Annotated in this window: 18 protein-coding genes; 9 read left to right on the top strand and 9 right to left on the bottom strand. The window is 74.0% G+C overall.

Annotation, left to right across the window (positions count from 1 at the left end):
- Positions 1-173 precede the first annotated feature (173 nt).
- The 4 genes from ACZ50K_RS00825 to ACZ50K_RS00810 are packed head-to-tail and all read right to left on the bottom strand — an operon-like array spanning position 174 to position 4,108.
- Positions 174-809: a Tat pathway signal sequence domain protein gene (locus ACZ50K_RS00825; RefSeq protein WP_468895639.1), complete on the bottom strand. Its 636-nt coding sequence runs from the start codon at positions 807-809 to the stop codon at positions 174-176.
- A complete protein-coding gene (locus tag ACZ50K_RS00820; protein WP_468895636.1) occupies positions 800-1,246 on the bottom strand; it encodes a hypothetical protein in 447 nt (148 codons plus the stop codon). The genes ACZ50K_RS00825 and ACZ50K_RS00820 overlap by 10 nt, the downstream gene beginning before the upstream one ends.
- A gap of 39 nt (positions 1,247-1,285) precedes the next feature.
- Positions 1,286-1,762: a PaaI family thioesterase gene (locus ACZ50K_RS00815; RefSeq protein WP_468895633.1), complete on the bottom strand. Its 477-nt coding sequence runs from the start codon at positions 1,760-1,762 to the stop codon at positions 1,286-1,288.
- A 54-nt stretch (positions 1,763-1,816) separates the two neighbouring features.
- Positions 1,817-4,108 carry an FdhF/YdeP family oxidoreductase gene (locus ACZ50K_RS00810; RefSeq protein WP_468895630.1) on the bottom strand — a complete coding sequence of 764 codons (2,292 nt, stop codon included), beginning with the start codon at positions 4,106-4,108 and terminating at the stop codon, positions 1,817-1,819.
- Between the two features lie 118 nt (positions 4,109-4,226).
- On the opposite strand from ACZ50K_RS00810, the gene polA reads away from it, so the two are divergent.
- A complete protein-coding gene (polA, locus tag ACZ50K_RS00805) occupies positions 4,227-6,962 on the top strand; it encodes a DNA polymerase I (protein ID WP_468895627.1) in 2,736 nt (911 codons plus the stop codon).
- A gap of 65 nt (positions 6,963-7,027) precedes the next feature.
- Here polA and ACZ50K_RS00800 read toward each other — a convergent pair whose 3' ends face one another.
- Positions 7,028-7,864 carry a DUF4184 family protein gene (locus tag ACZ50K_RS00800; protein WP_468895625.1) on the bottom strand — a complete coding sequence of 279 codons (837 nt, stop codon included), beginning with the start codon at positions 7,862-7,864 and terminating at the stop codon, positions 7,028-7,030.
- Positions 7,865-8,035: 171 nt separating this feature from the next.
- Here ACZ50K_RS00800 and ACZ50K_RS00795 point away from each other — a divergent pair, with 171 nt between their 5' ends.
- From ACZ50K_RS00795 to pgfA, 3 genes are all read left to right on the top strand, one after another.
- Positions 8,036-9,421, top strand: a complete 1,386-nt coding sequence (locus ACZ50K_RS00795; RefSeq protein ID WP_468895622.1) for a lytic transglycosylase domain-containing protein — start codon at positions 8,036-8,038, stop codon at positions 9,419-9,421.
- 78 nt (positions 9,422-9,499) lie between these two features.
- Positions 9,500-9,640 carry an SPW_0924 family protein gene (locus tag ACZ50K_RS00790; protein ID WP_468895619.1) on the top strand — a complete coding sequence of 47 codons (141 nt, stop codon included), beginning with the start codon at positions 9,500-9,502 and terminating at the stop codon, positions 9,638-9,640.
- Between the two features lie 12 nt (positions 9,641-9,652).
- A complete protein-coding gene (pgfA, locus tag ACZ50K_RS00785) occupies positions 9,653-10,657 on the top strand; it encodes a cell envelope lipid trafficking protein PgfA (RefSeq protein WP_468895616.1) in 1,005 nt (334 codons plus the stop codon).
- A gap of 30 nt (positions 10,658-10,687) precedes the next feature.
- Here pgfA and ACZ50K_RS00780 read toward each other — a convergent pair whose 3' ends face one another.
- Positions 10,688-13,477, bottom strand: a complete 2,790-nt coding sequence (locus ACZ50K_RS00780; protein WP_468895613.1) for an ATP-dependent RNA helicase — start codon at positions 13,475-13,477, stop codon at positions 10,688-10,690.
- A 3-nt stretch (positions 13,478-13,480) separates the two neighbouring features.
- The gene (locus ACZ50K_RS00775; protein ID WP_468895610.1) at positions 13,481-14,338 is read right to left on the bottom strand and encodes a class I SAM-dependent methyltransferase; all 858 of its coding nucleotides are present in this window, start codon (positions 14,336-14,338) and stop codon (positions 13,481-13,483) included.
- A 353-nt stretch (positions 14,339-14,691) separates the two neighbouring features.
- Between ACZ50K_RS00775 and rpsA the strand changes: the two genes are divergently transcribed.
- From rpsA to ACZ50K_RS00755, 4 genes are all read left to right on the top strand, one after another.
- Positions 14,692-16,203: a 30S ribosomal protein S1 gene (gene rpsA / locus ACZ50K_RS00770; RefSeq protein ID WP_468895607.1), complete on the top strand. Its 1,512-nt coding sequence runs from the start codon at positions 14,692-14,694 to the stop codon at positions 16,201-16,203.
- A gap of 170 nt (positions 16,204-16,373) precedes the next feature.
- Positions 16,374-17,312, top strand: a complete 939-nt coding sequence (locus tag ACZ50K_RS00765; protein WP_468895604.1) for a PAC2 family protein — start codon at positions 16,374-16,376, stop codon at positions 17,310-17,312.
- A gap of 22 nt (positions 17,313-17,334) precedes the next feature.
- Positions 17,335-17,937: a dephospho-CoA kinase gene (gene coaE, locus ACZ50K_RS00760; RefSeq protein ID WP_468895602.1), complete on the top strand. Its 603-nt coding sequence runs from the start codon at positions 17,335-17,337 to the stop codon at positions 17,935-17,937.
- A 50-nt stretch (positions 17,938-17,987) separates the two neighbouring features.
- Positions 17,988-18,368 carry a tetratricopeptide repeat protein gene (locus ACZ50K_RS00755; protein WP_468895599.1) on the top strand — a complete coding sequence of 127 codons (381 nt, stop codon included), beginning with the start codon at positions 17,988-17,990 and terminating at the stop codon, positions 18,366-18,368.
- A 59-nt stretch (positions 18,369-18,427) separates the two neighbouring features.
- Here ACZ50K_RS00755 and ACZ50K_RS00750 read toward each other — a convergent pair whose 3' ends face one another.
- Together ACZ50K_RS00750 and ACZ50K_RS00745 are read right to left on the bottom strand one after the other, a co-directional pair.
- Positions 18,428-18,691: a DUF6343 family protein gene (locus ACZ50K_RS00750; protein WP_468895596.1), complete on the bottom strand. Its 264-nt coding sequence runs from the start codon at positions 18,689-18,691 to the stop codon at positions 18,428-18,430.
- A gap of 77 nt (positions 18,692-18,768) precedes the next feature.
- Positions 18,769-19,395, bottom strand: coding sequence for a hypothetical protein (locus tag ACZ50K_RS00745; RefSeq protein WP_468895593.1), 627 nt, complete (start codon positions 19,393-19,395; stop codon positions 18,769-18,771).
- A 294-nt stretch (positions 19,396-19,689) separates the two neighbouring features.
- On the opposite strand from ACZ50K_RS00745, the gene ACZ50K_RS00740 reads away from it, so the two are divergent.
- Positions 19,690-21,297: a helix-turn-helix domain-containing protein gene (locus ACZ50K_RS00740; RefSeq protein WP_468895590.1), complete on the top strand. Its 1,608-nt coding sequence runs from the start codon at positions 19,690-19,692 to the stop codon at positions 21,295-21,297.
- The last annotated feature ends 22 nt before the right edge of the window (positions 21,298-21,319 follow it).

Below are 21,319 nucleotides of genomic sequence, written 5' to 3'. Positions count from 1 at the left end.
GAGGGCTCAGGCCAATGATGTGACGCTCTTGTTATGCCACGGCGTAATACATAGCGGAACGCTGGGGGTGGAACGGGGGAATTCCGGACGGTTCGTCGTGTTCGCATGCTGAGACGCGGCAGGACTGTCAGCGGGTTTGAGTGCTGACATCCCAGGACTCTCAAGGGTTTTGCTCATGACCCGCCGGGGTGGGCCTGGTCTCGATCTTCGGGACACGCCCTGGTCAGAGCGGCCGAAAGATCCACGGCATATCGGTCACCGAGGATGTAACTGTGGCGCTCTTTTCGGCCTTCATTACCAAGAGTTACCTCCAGAAATGGGAGGCCCGCTTTCCGTGCTACATGCACGCAATCGACCGCGCGAATCTCCACCACCACCGACCGGGCCTCCCCGGGGTGCACCGTGACCGGCGCGGGGGGCCGGACGGTCACCGCGAGTGCCCGGGAGGGCTGCCCGATGCCCTCCACCGTCACCGGTGACCGGCCGGTCACGCGGATACGGACGGTGAACGCGAACGCCGTCCCGGGCTCCCGGGCGGGGGCCGGGCGGACATAGGCGAAGGACACCAGCTGGGAGGCGGCGGGCGGGGGCGGCGGCGGTGGGGCGGGCTCCGGCCGGGCCGCGTACAGGGCCCCGGCCGCCGATCCTGCCAGCGCCAGCGCGGTGGCCGTCCACAGCGGGCGGCGGTGCCGCAGGGCGGCGGCGCGCAGCCGCCGGAGGGCCGTCGGTGTCCGGTCGGGCCCGGGCGGGCGTTCCTCGGTGCCCTCGCCGGCCTCCAGGGGGCCGATCCCGCCGCCGCTCATGTCCACGGCCCGCCGGTCGGGGTGCCGGAGCGGTGCCGTTCGGTGCAGCGGCGGGCGGCCTCGTGGGCGGCGAACTCCCGGGCGGCCGTGCGGCCCTGCCGGGACTCCAGGGTGCGGGCGGTGCCGACGATCTCGCGGAGCAGGTCGTTCTGGTCCCCGGAGAGGCCCATGGCCTGGTAGTCGAGGCCGGACTGGGGTCCGCCGTCGAGGACCACCGTGGACCAGTGGGTGAGCAGGTGGGTGCAGAGTTCCGCGGCGGAGGTGGTGCGGGGGGCCGGGGTGTCCGGGGCGGCGGGCCGGCCGGGGGTGTCCGTACGGGCCGAGCAGCCGGCGGCGGTGAGCGCGGCGAGCGCGGCGAGCGTGGCGACGGCGGCGGCCGCGCGGGCCGGGCGGGCCGCGCGGGTGGTCGTCGCGGTGCGCCGCGGCGCCGGTCCCGTACCCATGCGGGGCACGCTAGACCGGCGCCGGGGGAGTTACAACGGTCAGTTGTCGCCAGGGTGTTGCGGGTTCGTGTCGCGCAGCAGGCAGGTGATCCGGGCGGTGCAGACGCGCCGGTCCTGCTCGTCGGTGATCACGATCTCGTAGGTGGCGGTGGAGCGGCCCCGGTGGACGGGGGTGGCGGTGCCGGTGACCAGGCCGGACCGGGCGCCGCGGTGGTGGGTGCAGTTGAGGTCCACGCCGACGGCGACCTTGCCGATGCCGCCGTGCATCATGGCGCCGACGGAGCCGAGGGTCTCGGCGAGCACGGCGGAGGCGCCGCCGTGCAGCAGCCCGTAGGGCTGGGTGTTGCCCTCGACGGGCATGGTGCCGACCACGCGCTCGGCGGAGGCCTCCAGGATGCGGATGTCCATCCGCTCGCCGAGGTGTCCGGCCGAGAACAGCGCGGGCAGGTCGATGCCCAGGGCCGCGTACTCGTCGAGGACCTCCTGCGGGAACTTCACCGTGTGCTGCTCGCCCATGGGCCTTCTCCGTTCGGGTGTGTCAACGTCCGTTAACACGCATGTCCTATCAGCTTAGTGAGCGAGCGCTTGCTCGGGGGTGGGTTCCAGGCGGACGACCACCGACTTGCTCGCCGGGGTGTTGCTGATGTCCGCGGTGGAACCGAGCGGAATCAGTACGTTCGTCTCCGGGTAGTAGGCCGCCGCGCAGCCGCGCGCGGTCGGGTAGTGCACCACCCGGAAGCCGGGCGCCCGCCGCTCCACCCCGTCCGTCCACTCGCTGACCAGGTCCACGTACTCCCCGTCGGCGTGCCCGAGCTCCGCCGCGTCCGCCGGGTGCACCAGCACCACCCGGCGCCCGCCGGTGATCCCCCGGTAGCGGTCGTCCAGCCCGTAGATCGTGGTGTTGTACTGGTCGTGGCTGCGCAGGGTCTGGAGCAGCAGCCGGCCGGCCGGGACCTCGGGGTGCTCCACCGGGGCCGCGGTGAAGTTGGCCTTGCCGGTCCTGGTCGGGAAGCGCCGCTCGTCCCGGGGGGCGTGCGGCAGGGTGAAACCGCCGGGGCGGGCGATCCTGGTGTTGAAGTCCTCGAAGCCGGGCACCACCCGGGAGATCCGGTCCCGGACGGTGCCGTAGTCCCGTTCGAACTCCTCCCAGGGGGTCCGCGACCCGGGGCCCAGGACGGCGCGCGCCAGACGGGCCACGATGGCCGGCTCGGACAGCAGGTGCGGGGAGGCCGGGGCCAGGTTGCCGCGGGAGGCGTGCACCATGCCCATCGAGTCCTCGACGGTGACGAACTGCTTGCCGGAGGCCTGGACGTCCTTGTCGGTGCGGCCCAGCGTGGGCAGGATCAGCGCCCGCCGGCCGGTCACCGCGTGCGAGCGGTTCAGCTTGGTGGACACGTGCACGGTGAGGGAGGCCCGCCGGATCGCCGCCTCGGTGACCTCGGTGTCGGGGGTGGCGCCGACGAAGTTGCCGCCCATGGCGAAGAGCACCTTGGCCCGGCCGTCCCGCAGCGCCTGGATGGAGCGGACCACGTCGAAGCCGTGGGCGCGCGGCGAGGTGATGCCGAACTCCTTGTCGAGGGCGTCCAGGAAGGCGGGCGCGGGCCGCTCGAAGATCCCCATGGTGCGGTCGCCCTGCACGTTGGAGTGTCCGCGGACCGGGCAGACCCCGGCGCCCGGCCGGCCGATGGCGCCGCGGAGCAGCAGCAGGTTGACCACCTCGCGGATGGTGGCGACCCCGTGCTTGTGCTGGGTGAGTCCCATGGCCCAGCAGACGATGGTGCGCTTCGAGGCCAGGACCATGTCCAGGGCCTGCTCGATCTCGGCGCGCTCCAGGCCGGTGGCGGTCAGCGTCGCGTCCCAGTCGGCCTCCTTCGCGGCGGCCGCGAACTCCTGGAACCCGTGGGTGTGCTCCCGGACGAACAGTTCGTCCACGGCGCCCTCGGTCTCCAGGACCAGCTTGTTCAGCAGCCGGAAGAGGGCCTGGTCCCCGCCGATCCGGATCTGCAGGAACAGGTCGTTGAGCGGGGTGCCCTTGAGCATGCCCAGCGGGGTCTGCGGGTTCTTGAACCGCTCCATCCCGGCCTCGGGCAGCGGATTCACCGAGATGATCTTCGCGCCGGACTGCTTGGCGCGTTCCAGGGCGGACAGCATCCGGGGATGGTTGGTGCCCGGGTTCTGCCCGGCGACGATGATCAGGTCGGCCTGGTGGAGGTCCTCCAGCAGCACGCTGCCCTTGCCCACGCCGATGGTCTCGGTCAGCGCCGAGCCCGAGGACTCGTGGCACATGTTGGAGCAGTCCGGCAGGTTGTTGGTGCCGAACTCGCGGGCGAACAGCTGGAACAGGAACGCGGCCTCGTTGCTGGTCCGGCCGGAGGTGTAGAACAGGGCCTCGTCGGGGGAGGCGAGGGCGGTCAGCTCCTCCGCGATGATCTCGAAGGCCCGCTCCCAGCTGACCCGCTGGTAGCGGTCCCCGCCCTCCGGCAGGTACACCGGCTCGGTGATCCGGCCCTGCTGGCCCAGCCAGTACCCGGAGCGTTCCGCCAGGTCGGACAGCGGGTGGGCGGCGAAGAACTCCGGGGTGACCCGGCGCAGGGTGGCCTCCTCGGCCACCGCCTTCGCGCCGTTCTCGCAGAACTCGGCGGTGTGCCGCTTCTCGCCCTCCGGCCAGGCGCAGCCGGGGCAGTCGAAGCCGTCCTTCTGGTTGACCTTGAGGAGGGTCCGCGCGGTCCGGCCGAGCCCCATCTGCTGCTGGGCGATCCGCAGGGTGTGGCCGATCGCGGGCAGACCGGCCGCCGCGTGCTGCGGTGGCGCGACCTGCGGGGCGTCCTGGACCGGATCACCTGTGGGCGGCTTGGCGGCCATGTGCGGCTCCCCTTCGAACCTGCGCCGGTGGCGCGTCTACCTGTACCCACGATCCTGTCACGTACCGCCCACGACGCCGACGCCGGAATTGTCGGCGGGGCCGCCTAGGATCGGGGGCGTGGCAGAGACAGCAGCGAAGAAGACCGACCCGAAGAACGCCCCGACGACCGCGGCGGACCGTCCGCGCCTGATGCTCATGGACGGGCACTCCCTGGCGTACCGGGCGTTCTTCGCGCTGCCCGCGGAGAACTTCACCACCGCGGGCGGGCAGCCGACCAACGCCATCTACGGCTTCGCGTCGATGCTGGCGAACACGCTCCGCGACGAGGCGCCCACGCATTTCGCGGTGGCCTTCGACGTATCGCGCAAGACCTGGCGGTCGACGGAGTTCCCCGAGTACAAGGCGAACCGCTCGAAGACCCCGGACGAGTTCAAGGGGCAGGTCGAGCTGATCGGGGAGCTGCTCGACGCGATGGCCGTGCCCCGGTTCGCGGTGGACGGCTTCGAGGCCGACGACGTGATCGCCACCCTGGCCACCCAGGCCGAGGCCCTCGGTTTCGACGTGCTGATCGTCACCGGTGACCGGGACTCCTTCCAGCTGGTCTCCGAGCACGTCACCGTGCTCTACCCGACCAAGGGGGTCTCCGAGCTCACCCGCTTCACCCCGGAGAAGGTCGAGGAGAAGTACGGCCTCACCCCGCAGCAGTACCCGGACTTCGCGGCCCTGCGCGGGGACCCGTCCGACAATCTGCCCGGCATCCCGGGCGTCGGCGAGAAGACCGCCGCGAAGTGGATCAACCAGTTCGGTTCCTTCGCCGAGCTCGTGGAGCGGGCCGAGGAGGTCAAGGGCAAGGCCGGGCAGAACTTCCGCGACCACCTGGACGCCGTCAAGCTCAACCGGGTGCTGACCGAGATGGTCAAGGACGTGGAGCTCGGCAAGGGCCCCGTCGACCTGGTCCGCCAGCCGTACGACCGGACCGCCGTCACCGGCGTCTTGGAGGTCCTGGAGATCCGCAACGCCTCGCTGCGCGAGCGGCTGCTGGCCGTGGACCCCGGCGCCGAGCAGGAGGAGGCCCCGGCCCCGGCCGCCGGAGTGGAGCTCGACGGCTCGGTCCTCGCCGCCGGCGAGCTGGCCCCCTGGCTGGCCGCCCACGCGGGCGCCGCCCTCGGCGTCTCCACCGTCGACAGCTGGTCCCTGGGCACCGGCAGCGTCACCGAGGTCGCGCTGGCCGCCGCCGACGGAAAGGCCGCCTGGTTCCAGCCCTCCGAGCTGGACGAGGCCGACGAGAAGGCCTTCACCGGCTGGCTCGCCGACAGCGCCCGCCCCAAGGTGGTCCACAACGCCAAGAACCTGTGGCGGGTCTTCCCCGAACACGGCTGGACCGGCCTCGCCGGGGTCACCATGGACACCGCGCTGGCTGCCTACCTGGTCAAGCCCGGCCGCCGCTCCTTCGCCCTGGACGTGCTCGCCGTCGAGTACCTGGGCCGCGAGCTGGCCCCGCCGGCCGCCGACGGCCAGCTGGCCTTCGGCGCCGACGACACCGCCGAGGCCGAGGCCCTGATGGCCCAGGCCCGCGCCGTCCTCGACCTGGCCGCGGCCTTCGCCGGCCGACTGGAGGAGGTCGGCGCCACCGCCCTGCTGCACGACATGGAACTCCCCACCTCCGAGCTGCTGGCCCGGATGGAACGGGCCGGCATCGCCGCCGACCACGACCACCTCCAGGCCATGGAGCAGCAGTTCGCGGGCGCCGTCCAGCAGGCCGTGAAGGAGGCCCACGCGGCCGTCGGCCACGAGTTCAACCTGGGCTCGCCCAAGCAGCTCCAGGAAGTGTTCTTCGGCGAGCTGGACCTGCCCAAGACCAAGAAGACCAAGACCGGCTACACCACCGACGCCGACGCGCTGGCCTGGCTGGCCGGCCAGACCGACCACGAACTCCCCGTGATCATGCTGCGGCACCGGGAGCAGGCCAAGCTGCGCGTCACCGTCGAGGGCCTGGTGAAGACCATCGCCGCCGACGGCCGCGTCCACACCAGCTTCAGCCAGACCGTGGCCGCCACCGGACGGCTGTCCTCCACCGACCCCAACCTGCAGAACGTGCCGGTCCGCACCGACGAGGGCCGGGCCATCCGCCGCGGCTTCGTGGTCGGCGAGGGCTTCGAGTCGCTGATGACGGCCGACTACAGCCAGATCGAACTCCGGGTGATGGCCCACCTCTCCGAGGACGCCGGCCTGATCGAGGCCTTCCTCAGCGGCGAGGACCTGCACACCACCGTCGCCTCCCAGGTCTTCGGCGTGGAACGCTCCGCGGTGGACGCCGAGATGCGCCGCAAGATCAAGGCCATGTCCTACGGCCTGGCCTACGGGCTGTCCGCCTTCGGCCTCGCCCAGCAGCTCGGCATCGAACCGGCCGAGGCCCGCGGACTGATGGACACCTTCTTCGAACGGTTCGGCGGGGTCCGCGAATACCTCCAGCGGGTCGTCGACGAAGCCCGCGCCACCGGGTACACCGCCACCGTCTTCGGCCGCCGCCGCTATCTGCCCGACCTCAACAGCGACAACCGGCAGCGCCGCGAGGCCGCCGAGCGGATGGCCCTCAACGCCCCCATCCAGGGCACCGCCGCCGATATCGTCAAGGTCGCCATGCTCCGCGTGGACAAGGCCCTCACCGAGGCCGGACTGACCTCCCGGATGCTGCTCCAGGTGCACGACGAAATCGTGCTGGAGATCGCCCCCGGCGAGCGGGACCGGGTCGAGGAACTGGTCCGCCGGGAGATGGCCGCCGCCGTGGACCTCCGCGCCCCGCTCGACGTGTCGGTGGGCGTCGGCCCCGACTGGGAGTCCGCCGCCCACTGACCGCCCGCCCGGACCGCCCGCGCCCGGCCGCCCGGGCGGCCCCGGTGCCCTACGAGCGCCCGCCGCTACCGCCGCCCGGCGGTGCCGGCGGGCGTCCGCGCGCTCCGACGGCCCGCCCGGACCAGCACCGCGTACAGCAGCAGCCCCGCGGCCAGCCCGCTGCCCGCCCCGAAACAGACGGTGGGCACGATGTCCAGCGGATGCTCGATCCGCTCGAAGACACCCAGCCAGCGCAGCACCCGCTGCACCGCCCCCGCCACCGCACAGCCGGCCAGCAGCGCCAGCGCCCCGGCCCGCTCCGGACCCGACAGCACCGGCACCGCCCCCGGCGGCGGACCACCGGCCGGCAGCCGGCGCACCGCCGTCCACAGGAACCAGCCGATCGCGGCCAGCGCCAGCGCCGAACCGCCGTACTGCACCCCCAGGTACAGCGGGAACCCGCCGACCACCGTGTTCAGCACCGGCAGCGCCTCGGTCCCCCACCGGCCGGGATGGGTGAAGCTGTCCCACACCACATGGGTGAGCGAACCCAGCACCGCCGACAGGTAGAACGCCACCGCCAGCCGCACCGGCACCCGGCGCGGCCACCGCTCCCCGCGCACCAGCCCGTACGCCCGGCCCTGCCGCCGCGCCGGCAGCAGCGCGACCAGCGGCTCCCGCAGCAGCAGCCACACCCCGACCAGCACCGCCGTGATCAGCGCGTCCACGGTCAGCACCCCGGCCGGGGAATGGGTGAACGCCCCGAACTCCATACCGCCCGGGACCACGCTCGCGGCGAAGTACGTCAGGTCCGGGGCGAAGGACCCCATCACCAACGCCGAGGCGAGCAACGGCCCCCGGCCCCGCCCGTCCCGCCGGATCCCCGGCAGCACCGCCGCCGCATGGCTGAGAGTGAACGGCATCGATCCTCTTTCGTACGTGACTGTCCGGCCGGCTGTCCGAATCAGTATGCGCGGCGGTGTGCAAGCCGTGTCGAATCGGTGAATACGCAGGCCAGACGGTTTCTCCCGCAGCCGAGTTGACATAAGGTCACGCGGACGTCCAGGGGGAGTCGAGGGGGAGGGACCCGTCTCATGGCAGCTCGTATCGGTGGGCAGGGCCGACAGGCCCGCAAGGGCCGTCACGCCCGGCAGGGCCGGCAGGCCCGCGGCCGCGCCATCCGCCGCGCCGGCCTGGCCGCACTGGCCTCGGCCCTGGTGGTCGCCGCCGTCACCGGCTCCCAGGCACCCTCCGGCACGCCCGACCGGATACGCGCGGCCGGCGCCCCGGTCCCCGCCGCCCCGCCCGTACGCACCGACACCGGAGCCGGCGGCGACTCGGAGTACTACACCGAACTCCCGCCCCTGGTCAGCCCGGAGCCGCCGGCCGTCGCCCTCGACGACACCGCGCCCACCCCCGCCCCCACGCCCCCGGCCACCCCGCTCCCCGCACCGGCCGCGACCCCCGGCATCCGCGCCGTCCCGCTCAAGGGCGGCACCGCGGCGGCCCGCGGCATACCGACCACCGTCCTCACCGCCTACCTCCGCGCCGAACGCGCCGTCGCCACCGACGACCCCGGCTGCGGACTGCGCTGGCAACTCCTCGCGGCGATCGGCAAGGTCGAGTCCGGACAGGCCCGCGGCGGCCGGGTGGACTCCACCGGCACCACCCTGACCCCGATCCTGGGCCCCGTCCTCAACGGCGTCGGCTTCGCGAACATCCCCGACACCGACGGCGGCACCTACGACGGGGACACCGTCCACGACCGGGCGGTCGGCCCCATGCAGTTCATCCCCTCGACCTGGGCGGCCTGGGGCCAGGACGCCAACGGCGACGGCCGCCGCAGCCCGCACAACGTCCACGACGCGGCCCTCGCCGCCGCCCGCTACCTGTGCGCCGGAAACCGCGACCTGAACCGCTCGGCCGACCTGGACCGGGCCGTCCTCTCGTACAACCGCTCCACCGAGTACCTGCGCACGGTCCGGTCCTGGTTCGCCTACTACGACCTGGGCACCCGCGAGATACCCGACAACCCCGCCCCCGCGCCCTCGGACCCCCCGGGCACCGCCCCCCGGCCCGAACCGAAGCCCACGAAGCCGACGCCGAAGCCGAAGCCCGAGCCGAGCCCGAAGCCGAGCCCGAAGCCGAAGCCGACCCCCACGCCCACCCCGGAGCCGAAGCCCACCCCGACCGTGCCCCCCAAGCCCACCCTCCCGCGGCCCACCCCGACGCCGACACCGACCCCCACCCCGACGCCCACGCCCACTCCGACGCCGACCCCGACGCCCACGCCGACCCCCGAGCCGACCCCCACGCCGACCCCGTCACCGACGGCGTCCCCCACGGCCGCACCCACGGCGAAGCCGAAGCCGGAACCGAAGCCGGAAGAGACGCCCGAACCGAAGCCGGAACCGAAGCCGGAACCGAAGCCGGCCCGGACGTCGGATCCCAAGCCGTCCCCCTCCCCGGAAACCCGGTAGCCGAACGGTTCTCATCTCGTCCGGGCGTTGCTACGGTGCCCCATCCCTGACGCCGTATCAGATCTCGGAGGCTCCGGCATGCGCGCACTCGTCGCCGCCGCCATAGGGCTGGCCGCCGCGCTGGCCATCGTCTTCGCCGTCACGGCGCTGGGCGTGCCGGAAGGCAAGACCTCGCCGAAGCCCCTGCTCACCACCGCGCCCCCCGCGCCCGGAAAGTAGAGGAGGCCGACCGTGCGACGCCGAGCCAGCCTGGTCCTGCTCGCCCTCGCGGTGTTCTGCACCGCCCTCGCCCCGCTGCTGCGCTGGTACGCGTATCCGCGGCTGGCCAAGATCCCGCCCAACCAGTACCAGGAGGTGGTGCTGGAGGCGCGGGACGCGACCCTCCTCGACTACCTCGGCGGGATGAAGCCCAAGAAGGTCGACAAGGTCACCATCGTCCAGACCCTCAAGGGCAACGTGGAGGCCTCCCGGGAGATCGAGGCGAGCGCCGGCAAGGACGTGGTCGTCTGGGACGCGCTCTCCTACGTGTCCGGGCCGGACGGGAAGATGGTGTCCCAGATCCCCGAGCGGTACATCTTCGACGCGCACACCCAGGACCCGGTGCACGCCACCGGCGAGATGGTCGACGGGGACCCGGTCAAACGCGAGGGCATCGAGTTCAAGTTCCCCTTCTTCACCGAACCCCGCGACTACCTCTACTTCGACGCCCAGACCCGCACCTCCGCGCCGATCCACTACGTCGGCCCGCGCACCTTCCGCGGCATGGACGTCTACTACTTCGAGCAGACGGTGCCGTGGACCAAGGTGCCGATGCCGAAGAAGATGCCCATCGAGGGCATCGACCCCAGCACCATCGAGGCCACCACCGGAACCACCCTCTGGTACACGGCCAAGCGGATGTTCTGGGTCGACCCGGTCACCGGGGCGCCGGTCAACGGCGAGCAGATCATGGAGCAGGAGATGCGCGGCGGGATCGCGGCCGGCGGGGAGGGCGGCAAGCTCACCGCGTTCGCCGGGCACGTGAAGATGCGCGAGGACTACATCCGGCACACCGTGGACCTGGTCTCCGCCAACCGCACCAAGGTGCTCGCCCTGCACACCTACGGGCCGATCGGGTTCGGCACCGCGGGGCTGCTGCTCCTCGGACTGGCCCTGTGGCTGGAGGCCCGCACCCGCCGCACCCGCCCCGCCCCCGACCCGCGCCCCGCCCCCCGCACCACCGAACCCGCCGTCTAGCCCGTACGCCCGTCTAGCCCGTACGCCCGTCTAGCCCCGGCCGCGCTGCTGGCGGGCGGTCGTGTGGCGGGTGGGCTCGGCGGTGGCCGGGTCCTCCGGCCACGGGTGCTTCGGATAGCGGCCCCGCAGCTCGGCCCGGACCGCCCGGTAGCCGCCCTGCCAGAAGGAGGCCAGGTCCGCCGTGACGGCCGCCGGGCGGCCGGCCGGGGACAGCAGGTGCACCAGCACCGGGACCCCGGGCGAGCCGCCCACCCGGGGCGTCTGGGCCAGTCCGAAGAGCTCCTGGAGCTTCACCGCCAGCACCGGCTGGTCGGCCGAGTAGTCCACCCGGATCCGGGACCCGGACGGCACCTCGATCCGCTCCGGCGCCAGCTCCTCCAGCCGGGCGGCCTCCCCGGTCGCCCAGGGCAGCAGCCGGTTCAGCGCCTGACCGGCCTCGATCCGCCCCAGGTCGGCCCGCCGCCGGGCACGCGACAGCTCGGGCTCCAGCCAGTCCGCGGCCCGCTCCAGCAGGGCCGCGTCCGATACGTCGGGCCAGCCGCCGCCCAGGGTCCGGTGCAGGAAACCGAGGCGGGACCGGAGCCCCTCCGCGTCCCGGGTCCAGCGCAGCAGCCCCGGCCCCTCCGCGCGCAGCCCGTCGAGCAGCGCCTCACGGATCCGGGCGGGGGCCGGGTCGCGCAGCGGGCGGACCGCCAGTTCGATGGCGCCGAGGCGGCGGACGGTACGGGCCACCACCTCGCCGTCCTCCCAGCGGACCTCCTCGCCGCCGGTCAGCAGGTGCCCGGCCGCGGCCCGCGCGGTCTCCTCGTCGATCACCGCGGCCAACCGGATCCGGGCGGAGGCCGACTGGGAGGGCCGGTCGGCCACCGCCACCGCCAGCCAGGAGGCCCCGCGCAGCCCCGAGCCCTCGGCGGGCTCGGCGGCCGTCCCGCCCGCCATCAGGAACCCGCCGCCCCCCTTCCCCCGAGCCACCCGCTCCGGAAACGCCAACGCCACAACCACCCCCGCAACAAGATCCTCCCGAGCCCCCGCGCCGAGCGCGCCGACACCACCCGCGCCGACCGTGCCCGCGCCGGGCGCCCCCGTGCCGCCCATGCCGGCCGCCGGGCCCGGCCCGCCCGCGCCTCCGGCACCAGCCGGGCCCGCGCTGCCCGGGCCCGCCCCTCCGGCCGGGGTGCCCGCCCCCGAGCCACCGGCCGGGCTGAACCCGCCCGTGCCCGCGCCGCCCGAGCGGCCGGGGTCGGCCGTGCTCGCGCTGCCCGGACCGAACGAGCCCGCGCCGGGCGCGCCCGCGCGGCCCGGGCCGTCGGCGCCGGCCGGCGCGTGGCGTACGGCGCCGGCCAGGCGCTTCGCCTCCGCGCGCCAGCGGGCCGCGTAGGCGTCGCCGCCGCGGCGGGCCGTGCGCCAGGCCGCGGCCAGGTCGTCCCCGTACTCCCTCGGCGGTTCCTCGCTCAGCAGCGCCACCACCTCGGCCGCCCCCGGCGGGCCGTCCAGCAGGGCCCGGGCCAGCCGGGGGTGCAGGCCCGCCCGGGCCATCAGCAGCCCGCGGCCGGTGGCCCGGCCGGTCTCCGGGTCGACGGCGCCCACCGCCACCAGCACCTCCCGGGCCGCCGCCATGGCCCCGGCCGGCGGCTGGTCCAGCAGTTCCAGCTCGGCCTCGACCGAACTCCAGCAGGCCTTCTGGAGGGCGAACCCGGCCAGATCGGCGATCCGGATCTCCGGGGTCGGGAACCCGGCCAGCCGGTCGTGCTCGGCCTCCGCCCAGCACCGGTACACGGCGCCCGGCGCCTCCCGCCCGGCCCGCCCGGCCCGCTGCCGGGCCGCCGCCCGGGAGGCCCGTACCGTGGTCAGCGCGCCCAGCCCCCGCGCGTGGTCGGTGCGCGGCTCGCGGGCCAGCCCCGAGTCCACCACCACCCGGACCCCCGGCACGGTCAGCGAGGACTCCGCCACCGCCGTCGTCAGGATCACCCGGCGCCGCCCGCCGTCCTCCGGCCCGGCCAGCACCGCGTCCTGCACGGCCGCCGGGGCCCGCCCGTGGATCTGCAGCAGCTCCGCGTCCGCCCCGGCCAGCTGCCCGGCCACCCGGGAGATCTCGCCGACCCCGGGCAGGAACACCAGCACGTCCCCGGGCCGCTCCGCCAGCGCCCGCCGCACCACCCCCGCCACGTGCGCCAGCTGCGCCGGGTCCACCCGCATCCCGTGCGGCGGCCGCACCGGCCGGACCGGCGGCGCCCACACCACCTCGACCGGATGGGACACCCCGGCGGCCTCCACCACCGGAGCGTCGCCCAGCAGCCGGGACCAGCCCGCCGCGTCGGTGGTGGCCGAGGCCGCCAGCAGCCACAGCTCCGGCCGCAGCACCGCCCGTACGTCCAGCAGGAACGCCGCCGCCGTGTCCGCGTCCAGATGCCGCTCGTGGCATTCGTCCAGCACCACCGCGTCCACGCCCGCCAGCTCGGGGTCCCGCTGGAGCCGCTGGAGCAGCACACCGGTGGTCATCACCTCCACCGCGCAGTCCGGGCCCACCACCCGCTCGCCGCGCACCGTGAAGCCCACCGCGCCGCCGACCCGCTCGCCCAGCAGCCAGGCCATCCGCCGGGCCGCCGCGCGCACCGCGATCCGCCGCGGCTCCGCGACGATCACCCGCCGCCGCGGGCCGCCACCCGTCAGCCCCGCCAGCACCAGCGGCACCAGCGTGGTCTTGCCGGTGCCCGGCGGCGCGCACAGCACCGCCCGGCCGTGCCCCTCCAGGGCGGCCAGCAGCGGGGGGACGGCCGTCCCGACCGGCAGGGCGTCCAGGGCCTCCGAGCGCAGCGCCACGGTTCAGCCCCGCCCGGCCCGCTCGCAGACGAACACCGCGGTGCCCGGGATCAGGTTGCCGCGCAGCGGGGACCAGCCGCCCCACTCCTGCCCGTTCCAGGCCGGCCATTCCGGCTCCACCAGGTCGACCAGCCGGAACCCGCCGGCCACCACGTCCCGGACCCGGTCGCCCAGCGTCCGGTGGTGTTCCACGTACACCGCGCGCCCCTGCTCGTCCTGTTCCACGTACGGGGTGCGGTCGAAGTAGGAGGCGGAGACCGTCAGCCCCTCCGGGCCCGGCTCGTCGGGGAAGGCCCAGCGGATCGGGTGGGTGACGGAGAAGACCCAGCGGCCGCCGGGCCGCAGCACCCGGTGCACCTCGCGCATCACGTTCACCGGGTCGGCGACGAAGGGGACCGCGCCGTAGGCCGAGCAGGCCAGGTCGAAGGAGCCGTCCCGGAACGGCAGCGCCCCCGCGTCCGCCTCCACCAGCGGCACCTCCCCGCCGATCCGCAGCGCGTGCTGGAGCTGGCGGTGCGAGAGGTCCAGGGCCACCGGGCGCGCCCCGCGGGCGGCCAGCCAGCGCGAGCACTGGGCGGCGCCGGCGCCGATCTCCAGCACGTCCTTGCCGCGCAGCTCCTCCGCCGGACCCAGCAGGCCGGCCTCCGCCTCGTCGAGGCCCTCGGGGCCCCAGACGAAGCGGTCGTCGCCCAGGAACGCGCCGTGCTCGCTCTGGTACTCGTCGGCGTTGCGGTCCCACCAGCCGCGGCTGGCCCGGCTGCTCTCCGCTTCCCCGGCGTCACGCCGGGTGGCCTCGGCCTCGTCCGAGAGCTCGTTCGCACCCTCCGGGGCGTCTTCGGGTGTGTAGTCCTCTTGGTTCATGGGGCCCATCGTCGTAGTCTGCCGGTCAGCCGGAAGGTTCGTGGAGAAGCTTCGGGACGGGCCGGAACCTGCTCCAGGGGCCGCCCGCCCGCGAGTTGAGTGCCGGGTTCGAGGCTGTTCGCCCGGGGTGGGCGCCTTCGCGCATTGACCCTGTCCGGCTGCCCCCGTATGCTACAAGTTGCGCTGCGAGCCTGTGCTCCTCAGACCTAGCAGGCTGCGCTCGCGTCTGTTGCAGTCCCCTCGGTTTTAGAGGCCTTCAGGCCTCCTTGGCTGTCCGGCGTATCAGAGGCGATAAGGGCTCCCGGCGTAGCAGTACCTACGACTTTCTGTCCGTAACCGGAGCCCTTTCCCACATGACGAGCAGCACCGAGACCACCGCCACCACCCCTCCGCAGGTAGCGGTCAACGACATCGGTAACGAGGAAGCATTCCTCGCCGCGATCGACGAGACGATCAAGTACTTCAACGACGGCGACATCGTCGACGGCGTCATCGTGAAGGTCGACCGGGACGAGGTCCTGCTCGACATCGGTTACAAGACCGAGGGCGTGATCCCGAGCCGCGAGCTCTCGATCAAGCACGACGTCGACCCGAACGAGGTCGTCAAGGTCGGCGACGAGATCGAGGCCCTGGTTCTCCAGAAGGAGGACAAGGAAGGCCGTCTCATCCTGTCCAAGAAGCGCGCTCAGTACGAGCGTGCCTGGGGCACGATCGAGAAGATCAAGGAAGAAGACGGCATCGTCACCGGTACCGTCATCGAGGTCGTCAAGGGTGGTCTCATCCTCGACATCGGCCTCCGTGGCTTCCTGCCGGCCTCTCTCGTCGAGATGCGTCGTGTCCGCGACCTCCAGCCCTACGTGGGCAAGGAGCTCGAGGCCAAGATCATCGAGCTGGACAAGAACCGCAACAACGTGGTCCTGTCCCGCCGCGCCTGGCTGGAGCAGACCCAGTCCGAGGTCCGCCAGACGTTCCTCACCACCCTGCAGAAGGGTCAGGTCCGCTCCGGCGTCGTCTCCTCGATCGTCAACTTCGGTGCCTTCGTGGACCTGGGTGGCGTCGACGGTCTCGTGCACGTCTCCGAGCTGTCCTGGAAGCACATCGACCACCCGTCCGAGGTCGTCGAGGTCGGTCAGGAAGTCACCGTCGAGGTCCTCGACGTGGACATGGACCGCGAGCGCGTCTCCCTGTCGCTGAAGGCGACCCAGGAAGACCCGTGGCAGCAGTTCGCCCGGACCCACCAGATCGGTCAGGTCGTCCCGGGTAAGGTCACCAAGCTGGTTCCGTTCGGTGCGTTCGTCCGCGTGGACGAGGGCATCGAGGGTCTGGTCCACATCTCCGAGCTGGCCGAGCGCCACGTGGAGATCCCGGAGCAGGTCGTCCAGGTCAACGACGAGATCTTCGTCAAGGTCATCGACATCGACCTTGAGCGTCGCCGGATCTCGCTGTCGCTGAAGCAGGCCAACGAGTCCTTCGGTGCCGACCCGGCCTCGGTCGAGTTCGACCCGACCCTCTACGGCATGGCCGCGTCGTACGACGACCAGGGCAACTACATCTACCCCGAGGGCTTCGATCCCGAGACCAACGACTGGCTCGAGGGCTTCGACACCCAGCGCGAGACCTGGGAGCGCCAGTACGCCGAGGCGCAGGTCCGCTTCGAGCAGCACCAGGCCCAGGTCATCAAGAGCCGCGAGGCCGACGAGGCCGCCGCTGCCGAGGGCGCTGCCGCCCCGGCCGCCGGTGGCAACGCCGGTGCGGGCATCTCCGGTGGTTCGTACTCCTCGGAGTCCGACGAGACCTCCGGCGCGCTCGCCTCGGACGAGGCCCTGGCCGCGCTCCGCGAGAAGCTGGCCGGCGGCCAGAGCTGATCGCAGGCGCAGTCTTCGCACTCCGGTGCGAGCTGAGCTGAAACGGTAAGGCCCGTCCCCTTCGGGGGGCGGGCCTTGCCGCGTTTTCCGCCCCCGGTTCCCCAACGGGGGAATGGGGGCGCGGCTTTGAGTGTTCCTGTCAGAGAACGCGGCGAGGAGGAGTGGTGGCGGTGCTGGATCCAAAGGGGCTGTACGAGTGGGACGCGAAGGGCTTGGCGGTGGCCGACCTGGCCCTGGCGCAGGACTCGGCGGGGCTGGTCATGCTCTACCACTTCGAGGGGTACATCGACGCGGGTGAGACCGGGGAGCAGATCGTCGAGCGCCTCCTGGACACCCTCCCGCACCAGCTGGTCGCCTCCTTCGACGTCGACCGGCTGATCGACTACCGGGCCCGGCGTCCGCTCCTCACCTTCCAGCGGGACCAATGGACCGACTTCGAGGAGCCGAAGCTGGAGGTCCGGCTGGTGCAGGACGCCACCGGCGCGCCCTTCCTGCTGCTGTCCGGACCCGAACCGGACGTGGAATGGGAGCGGTTCGCCGTCGCCGTCCGGCAGATCGTCGAGCGGCTCGGGGTCCGGCTGTCGGTCAACTTCCACGGCATCCCCATGGGCGTCCCGCACACCCGGCCCGTCGGCATCACCCCGCACGGCAACCGCACCGACCTGATGCCCGGACACCGCAGCCCCTTCGATGAGGCCCAGGTGCCCGGCAGCGCCGAGTCCCTGGTGGAGTTCCGGCTCGGACAGGCCGGCCACGACGTCCTGGGCGTCGCCGCCCACGTCCCGCACTACATCGCCCGCTCGCCCTACCCGGACGCGGCACTGACCGCCCTGGAGGCCATCACGGCCGCCACCGGCCTGGTCCTGCCGGGGGTCGCCCACGGGCTGCGGACCGAGGCGCACCGCACCCAGACCGAGATCGACCGGCAGATCCGGGAGGGCGACGAGGAACTGGTCACCCTGATCCAGGGCCTGGAGCACCAGTACGACGCGGCCGCCGGGGCGGAGACCCGCGGCAACATGATCGCCGAACCGGCCGAGATCCCCTCCGCCGACGAGATCGGCCGCGAGTTCGAACGCTTCCTCGCGGAACGTGAGGGCGACTCGTAGGCGGAGCGTTAAGCTGCGGCCCATGCTGAAGGTGGGCCTTACGGGCGGGATCGGAGCCGGCAAGAGCGAGGTATCGCGGCTGCTGGCGGGGTACGGGGCAGTGGTCGTGGACGCGGACCGCATCGCCCGGGAGGTCGTGGAGCCGGGCACGCCCGGACTGGCCGCCGTGGTGGCGGCCTTCGGGGAGGAGGTCCTCACCCCCGAAGGCACCCTCGACCGGCCCCGGCTCGGCGCCGTGGTCTTCGGCGACCCGGCCCAGCTCGCCCGCCTCAACGCGATCGTCCACCCGCTGGTCGGCGCCCGCTCGGCCGAGCTGGAAGCCGCCGCCGGACCGGAGGCCATCGTGGTCCACGACGTGCCGCTGCTCGCCGAGAACGGCCTCGCCCCGCTCTACGACCTGGTCGTCGTGGTCGACGCCCGGCCGGAGACCCAGCTGGCCCGGCTGACCGCCCTGCGCGGGATGACCGAGGAGGAGGCCCGGGCCCGGATGGCGGCCCAGGCCACCCGCGAGCAGCGCCTCGCCGTGGCCACCCTCGTCATCGACAACGACGGGCCGCTGGAGGCGCTGGAACCCCAGGTCCGCAAGGTCTGGGAAGACCTCCGGGCCAGGGCCGCGGCGGAATAGGGGCCCGGAGCCGGGCGTTGAACACGCCCAGCAAGGGAAGGAGACCCCCTGTGTCAGACACCAGGCCCACGCCCGCCAGCAGCCCCGAGACGCATGTCATCGACTACCGCGCCGCCGAGCAGCTGCTGGCCGCGCGGGACCCGCGGGGGGCCGTCCGGCTCCTCGACTCGGTCATAGCCGCCCATCCCGAGAACACCGCGGCCCGGCTGCTGCGCGCCCGCGCCTTCTTCGCCGCCGCGCAACTGCGCCCCGCCGAGCTGGAGTTCGAGCTCGTACTGGAACGGGAGCCGGACAACGCCTTCGCGCACTTCGCGCTGGCCCGCACCTTCGAACGGGCCGGCCGCCCCGGCCCGGCCCGCAAGCACTTCCGGCTGGCCGCCGCACTGGACCCGCAGCCCGAGTACCTGGCGGCGGCCCGCTTCGAGGACTGACCGGCCCCCGGACGGGTTCCGTCCCCCGTCCCGTCCCGTCCCCCGTCCCGCCCCGTCCGCTAGTGGGAGCGGGGCGGAGGCTCGTAGGGCGGGACCTCGGGACCGGGCTGGAAGTGCGGCCCCTGCCGGATGTGCCGCAGGACGACCACCAGGTCCACCAGCACGATCACGGCCAGCACCGCACAGGCGGCCGCCCAGCCGGGCCGGCCGGCCAGCGCGAAGGCGGCCGTCCCCCCGGCCGCCCACAGCAGCCCCCAGACGCCCAGCCACAGCCGGAGCCGCAGCGGACTCCGCGCGGTGGCGGGCTCGTTTCCGGAACGCACGGCCCTCACCTCCCGGCCGCGGCCTCCTCCGGCCACGGCTCTCCAGGCCCCGGTTCCATGGTCCCACCCGAGGACGGTTACGGGTTGAGCTTGTTGACCGCCGTGACCGTGGACTTCTTGAAGGCGGGCACCGGGCCGTCGGCCAGATATCCCATCTGGCTCCACTTCACCACGGTCACCGTGGCACCGTCCCGCCCGATGCCGTACAGGCCCACGCCCGGCTCGGACTCGGGGATCGAGCTGTGCACCCCGTAGACGTGCGCCCCCTCCTCGACCTTCAGCTTCCCGTAGTCCTGCCAGGAGGCGGTGCCGCCCGGGGTCTTCCGCAGCCAGTCGGCGGCGCACCCGGCCACCTTCGCCTCCAGCGCGGCGGCCAGCTTGACGGCGGCCGCCTCCGAGGCCGCCCGTACGGAGATCTGGAGCGCACCGGTGTCGAACTCGGTGCTGAAGGTGCGGTGCCAGACGTTCGTCTTCGGCAGCACGCCCCCCTCCAGGCAGAACACCGGCCACTCCGGCAGCCCCTTGGCGACCGGGCCGCTGGTCCAGGCCGAGGAGGGGTGGCGGGGCAGGTCCTTGCCGGTGATGAACCCCGGCGCGGTGGCCGCGGCCGTGCTGGCGGCCGGTGTGGTGGCCGAGGCGGTGAGGGTGAGGGCGGCGGTGGCGGCCAGCACGGCGCCGAGCGTGGCGCCGATACGCTTGATCATGGTGGTGCTCCCCGTGGTCTTGATCGTGGTCGTCGTCGTGATCGTGATCGTGGTCGTGAGACCTGGTCGGCCGCCGTGCGGACCGCGGTGGGAGGCCGCTGCGACCTGTTGCTCCGCCAGCATTCCCCGGGGCCGGGGTGTCGGGCGACGGAACGCGGCGGATCCGGGACACTGGAACGGCGATACGTGCTGCCACCTGGGGAAACACCCCCGGCCTGGAACGGGCCGATGGGACGGCGGGACGGTCGGCGGAGTCGGGGACAGGGACGGGGACGGGGACGGGGGGGACGTGCCGTGGAGGAGACGGAGAGGTTCGCGCGGCTGATGCGCGAACTGAAGGAACGGTCCGGGCTGAGTTACGGGGTGCTGGCGCGCAAGCTGCACACCAGCACCTCGACCCTGCACCGGTACTGCAAGGGGGAGGCGCTGCCCGCCGAGTTCGCGGTGGTGGACCGGTTCGCCCGCGCCTGCGGGGCGACCCAGCCGGAGGCGGTGGACCTGCACCGAGCCTGGCTCCTGGCGGACGCCCGCCGCCGCGCCACCCCGCGCCCGGCCCCGGAGCCCGGGGCTGCGGCCACGGCTTCGGCTACGCCTACGACCACGGCTTCGGCCGGGCCCGCGCCATCGGCCGGGCCGGCGGAAGCCGGGGCCCTGCCGGGCCCGGCGGCCGAGCCCGGAGCCGGGCGGGCGCCGGCCGGCGCGGCGGACCACGGGGCGAGGCCGGCACCGGGAGCCGGACCAGGAACAGGATCCGGGACCTGGAAGGGGGCCGGACCGACCGGTTCCGAGGCGGCCCCGGTGCCCGGGAAGGCCCCGGAGGCGCGCCCCCGGGCGGACGCGGCGGCCGGCGCGGCCGGCGCGCGTCCGGAGCCCGGGGCGGAGACCGCGGCCGCGGACAGCGCGGATATCGCGGACGTCGTGGACGTGGCGGATACCGGTGGGGCGGGGCGGGAGCCCTGGTACCGGCGGCGGCGCGCGGTGGGCGGGGCCGTCGCCGGGGTGGTCGCGGCCGCGCTGGCCGCCGCGGCGCTGACCTCGGCGGGATCACCCGGCACGGACCGGCAGGCGGCGGGCCCCGCCCGCTCCGCGACGGCCACCGGCGGCACCGGCCCGGCCGCGACCCCGCCCCCCGGCGACGACGCGCGCCCCGGCGCGACCACGGGCCCGTCCCGGTCCCCGGGCGCCTCCCCGACCCGCAGCGCCACCGGTACCGGCACGGCTCCCGGTGGCGGCGACGGCGCGACGGCCGGGCCGCCGCCCACCAAGGCTCCCGGCACCACGGCGGCCCCGGCCCGACTGCGGACCTCCGTCCGCACCCATGTCTGGGCGAACGGCTGCGACCAGGCCTATCTGATCGGGCAGCGCCCGGAAGCGGTACCGCCACCGCCCGTGGAGGCGGAGGCCCGGGCCTGGGCCGACGCCCGCCGGGCCGTCCACGCCGAACGCCAGATCGTCGAGGTGACCGTGCACGGCGCCGGGTCCGGCGCCGTCGTCCTGGAGGACCTGGAGGTACGGGTCACCGGACGCCGTACCCCGCCCCCCGGGGGCGTCTTCCTGATGTCCCCGGGCTGCGGCGGCTCCCTCACCCCGGCGACCTTCGCGGTGAACCTGGACGCGCCCCGCCCGCTGGCCCGGCCGGTGGACGGCAGCGACGCGGGGAACCCCCTCCCGGCGCCGCGGTTCCCCCTGCGGGTCAGCGCCGAGGACCCGGCGGTCCTGCGGATCGACGCCACCACCACCGGCTGCGACTGCGAGTGGTACGCCGAGCTCCGCTGGACCGGCCCGGACGGCCCGGGCGTGACCCGCATCGACGACCGCGGCCGCCCGCTGCGCACCGCCGCCGCCCCCGACCGCCCCCGCTACGCCTTCGCCACCGAACTGGGCCACTGGTCCACCGACTGACCCCGGGCCCCCGGCCCCCGCC

This window comes from Streptomyces sp. NPDC033845, assembly GCF_055576225.1.
Note: the sequence above shows the minus strand (reverse complement) of the source record. Positions and strands in the feature narration are given on the sequence as shown.

Bases quoted from the DNA above. Each gene is read 5' to 3' on its own strand.
- ACZ50K_RS00790 (WP_468895619.1), top strand. From the start codon at position 9,500: ATGCGCGCACTCGTCGCCGCCGCCATAGGGCTGGCCGCCGCGCTGGCC.
- rpsA (WP_468895607.1), top strand. From the start codon at position 14,692: ATGACGAGCAGCACCGAGACCACCGCCACCACCCCTCCGCAGGTAGCG.
- ACZ50K_RS00795 (WP_468895622.1), top strand. From the start codon at position 8,036: ATGGCAGCTCGTATCGGTGGGCAGGGCCGACAGGCCCGCAAGGGCCGT.
- ACZ50K_RS00800 (WP_468895625.1), bottom strand. From the start codon at position 7,864: ATGCCGTTCACTCTCAGCCATGCGGCGGCGGTGCTGCCGGGGATCCGG.
- ACZ50K_RS00745 (WP_468895593.1), bottom strand. From the start codon at position 19,395: ATGATCAAGCGTATCGGCGCCACGCTCGGCGCCGTGCTGGCCGCCACC.
- coaE (WP_468895602.1), top strand. From the start codon at position 17,335: ATGCTGAAGGTGGGCCTTACGGGCGGGATCGGAGCCGGCAAGAGCGAG.
- ACZ50K_RS00815 (WP_468895633.1), bottom strand. From the start codon at position 1,762: ATGGGCGAGCAGCACACGGTGAAGTTCCCGCAGGAGGTCCTCGACGAG.
- ACZ50K_RS00820 (WP_468895636.1), bottom strand. From the start codon at position 1,246: ATGGGTACGGGACCGGCGCCGCGGCGCACCGCGACGACCACCCGCGCG.
- ACZ50K_RS00775 (WP_468895610.1), bottom strand. From the start codon at position 14,338: ATGAACCAAGAGGACTACACACCCGAAGACGCCCCGGAGGGTGCGAAC.
- ACZ50K_RS00810 (WP_468895630.1), bottom strand. From the start codon at position 4,108: ATGGCCGCCAAGCCGCCCACAGGTGATCCGGTCCAGGACGCCCCGCAG.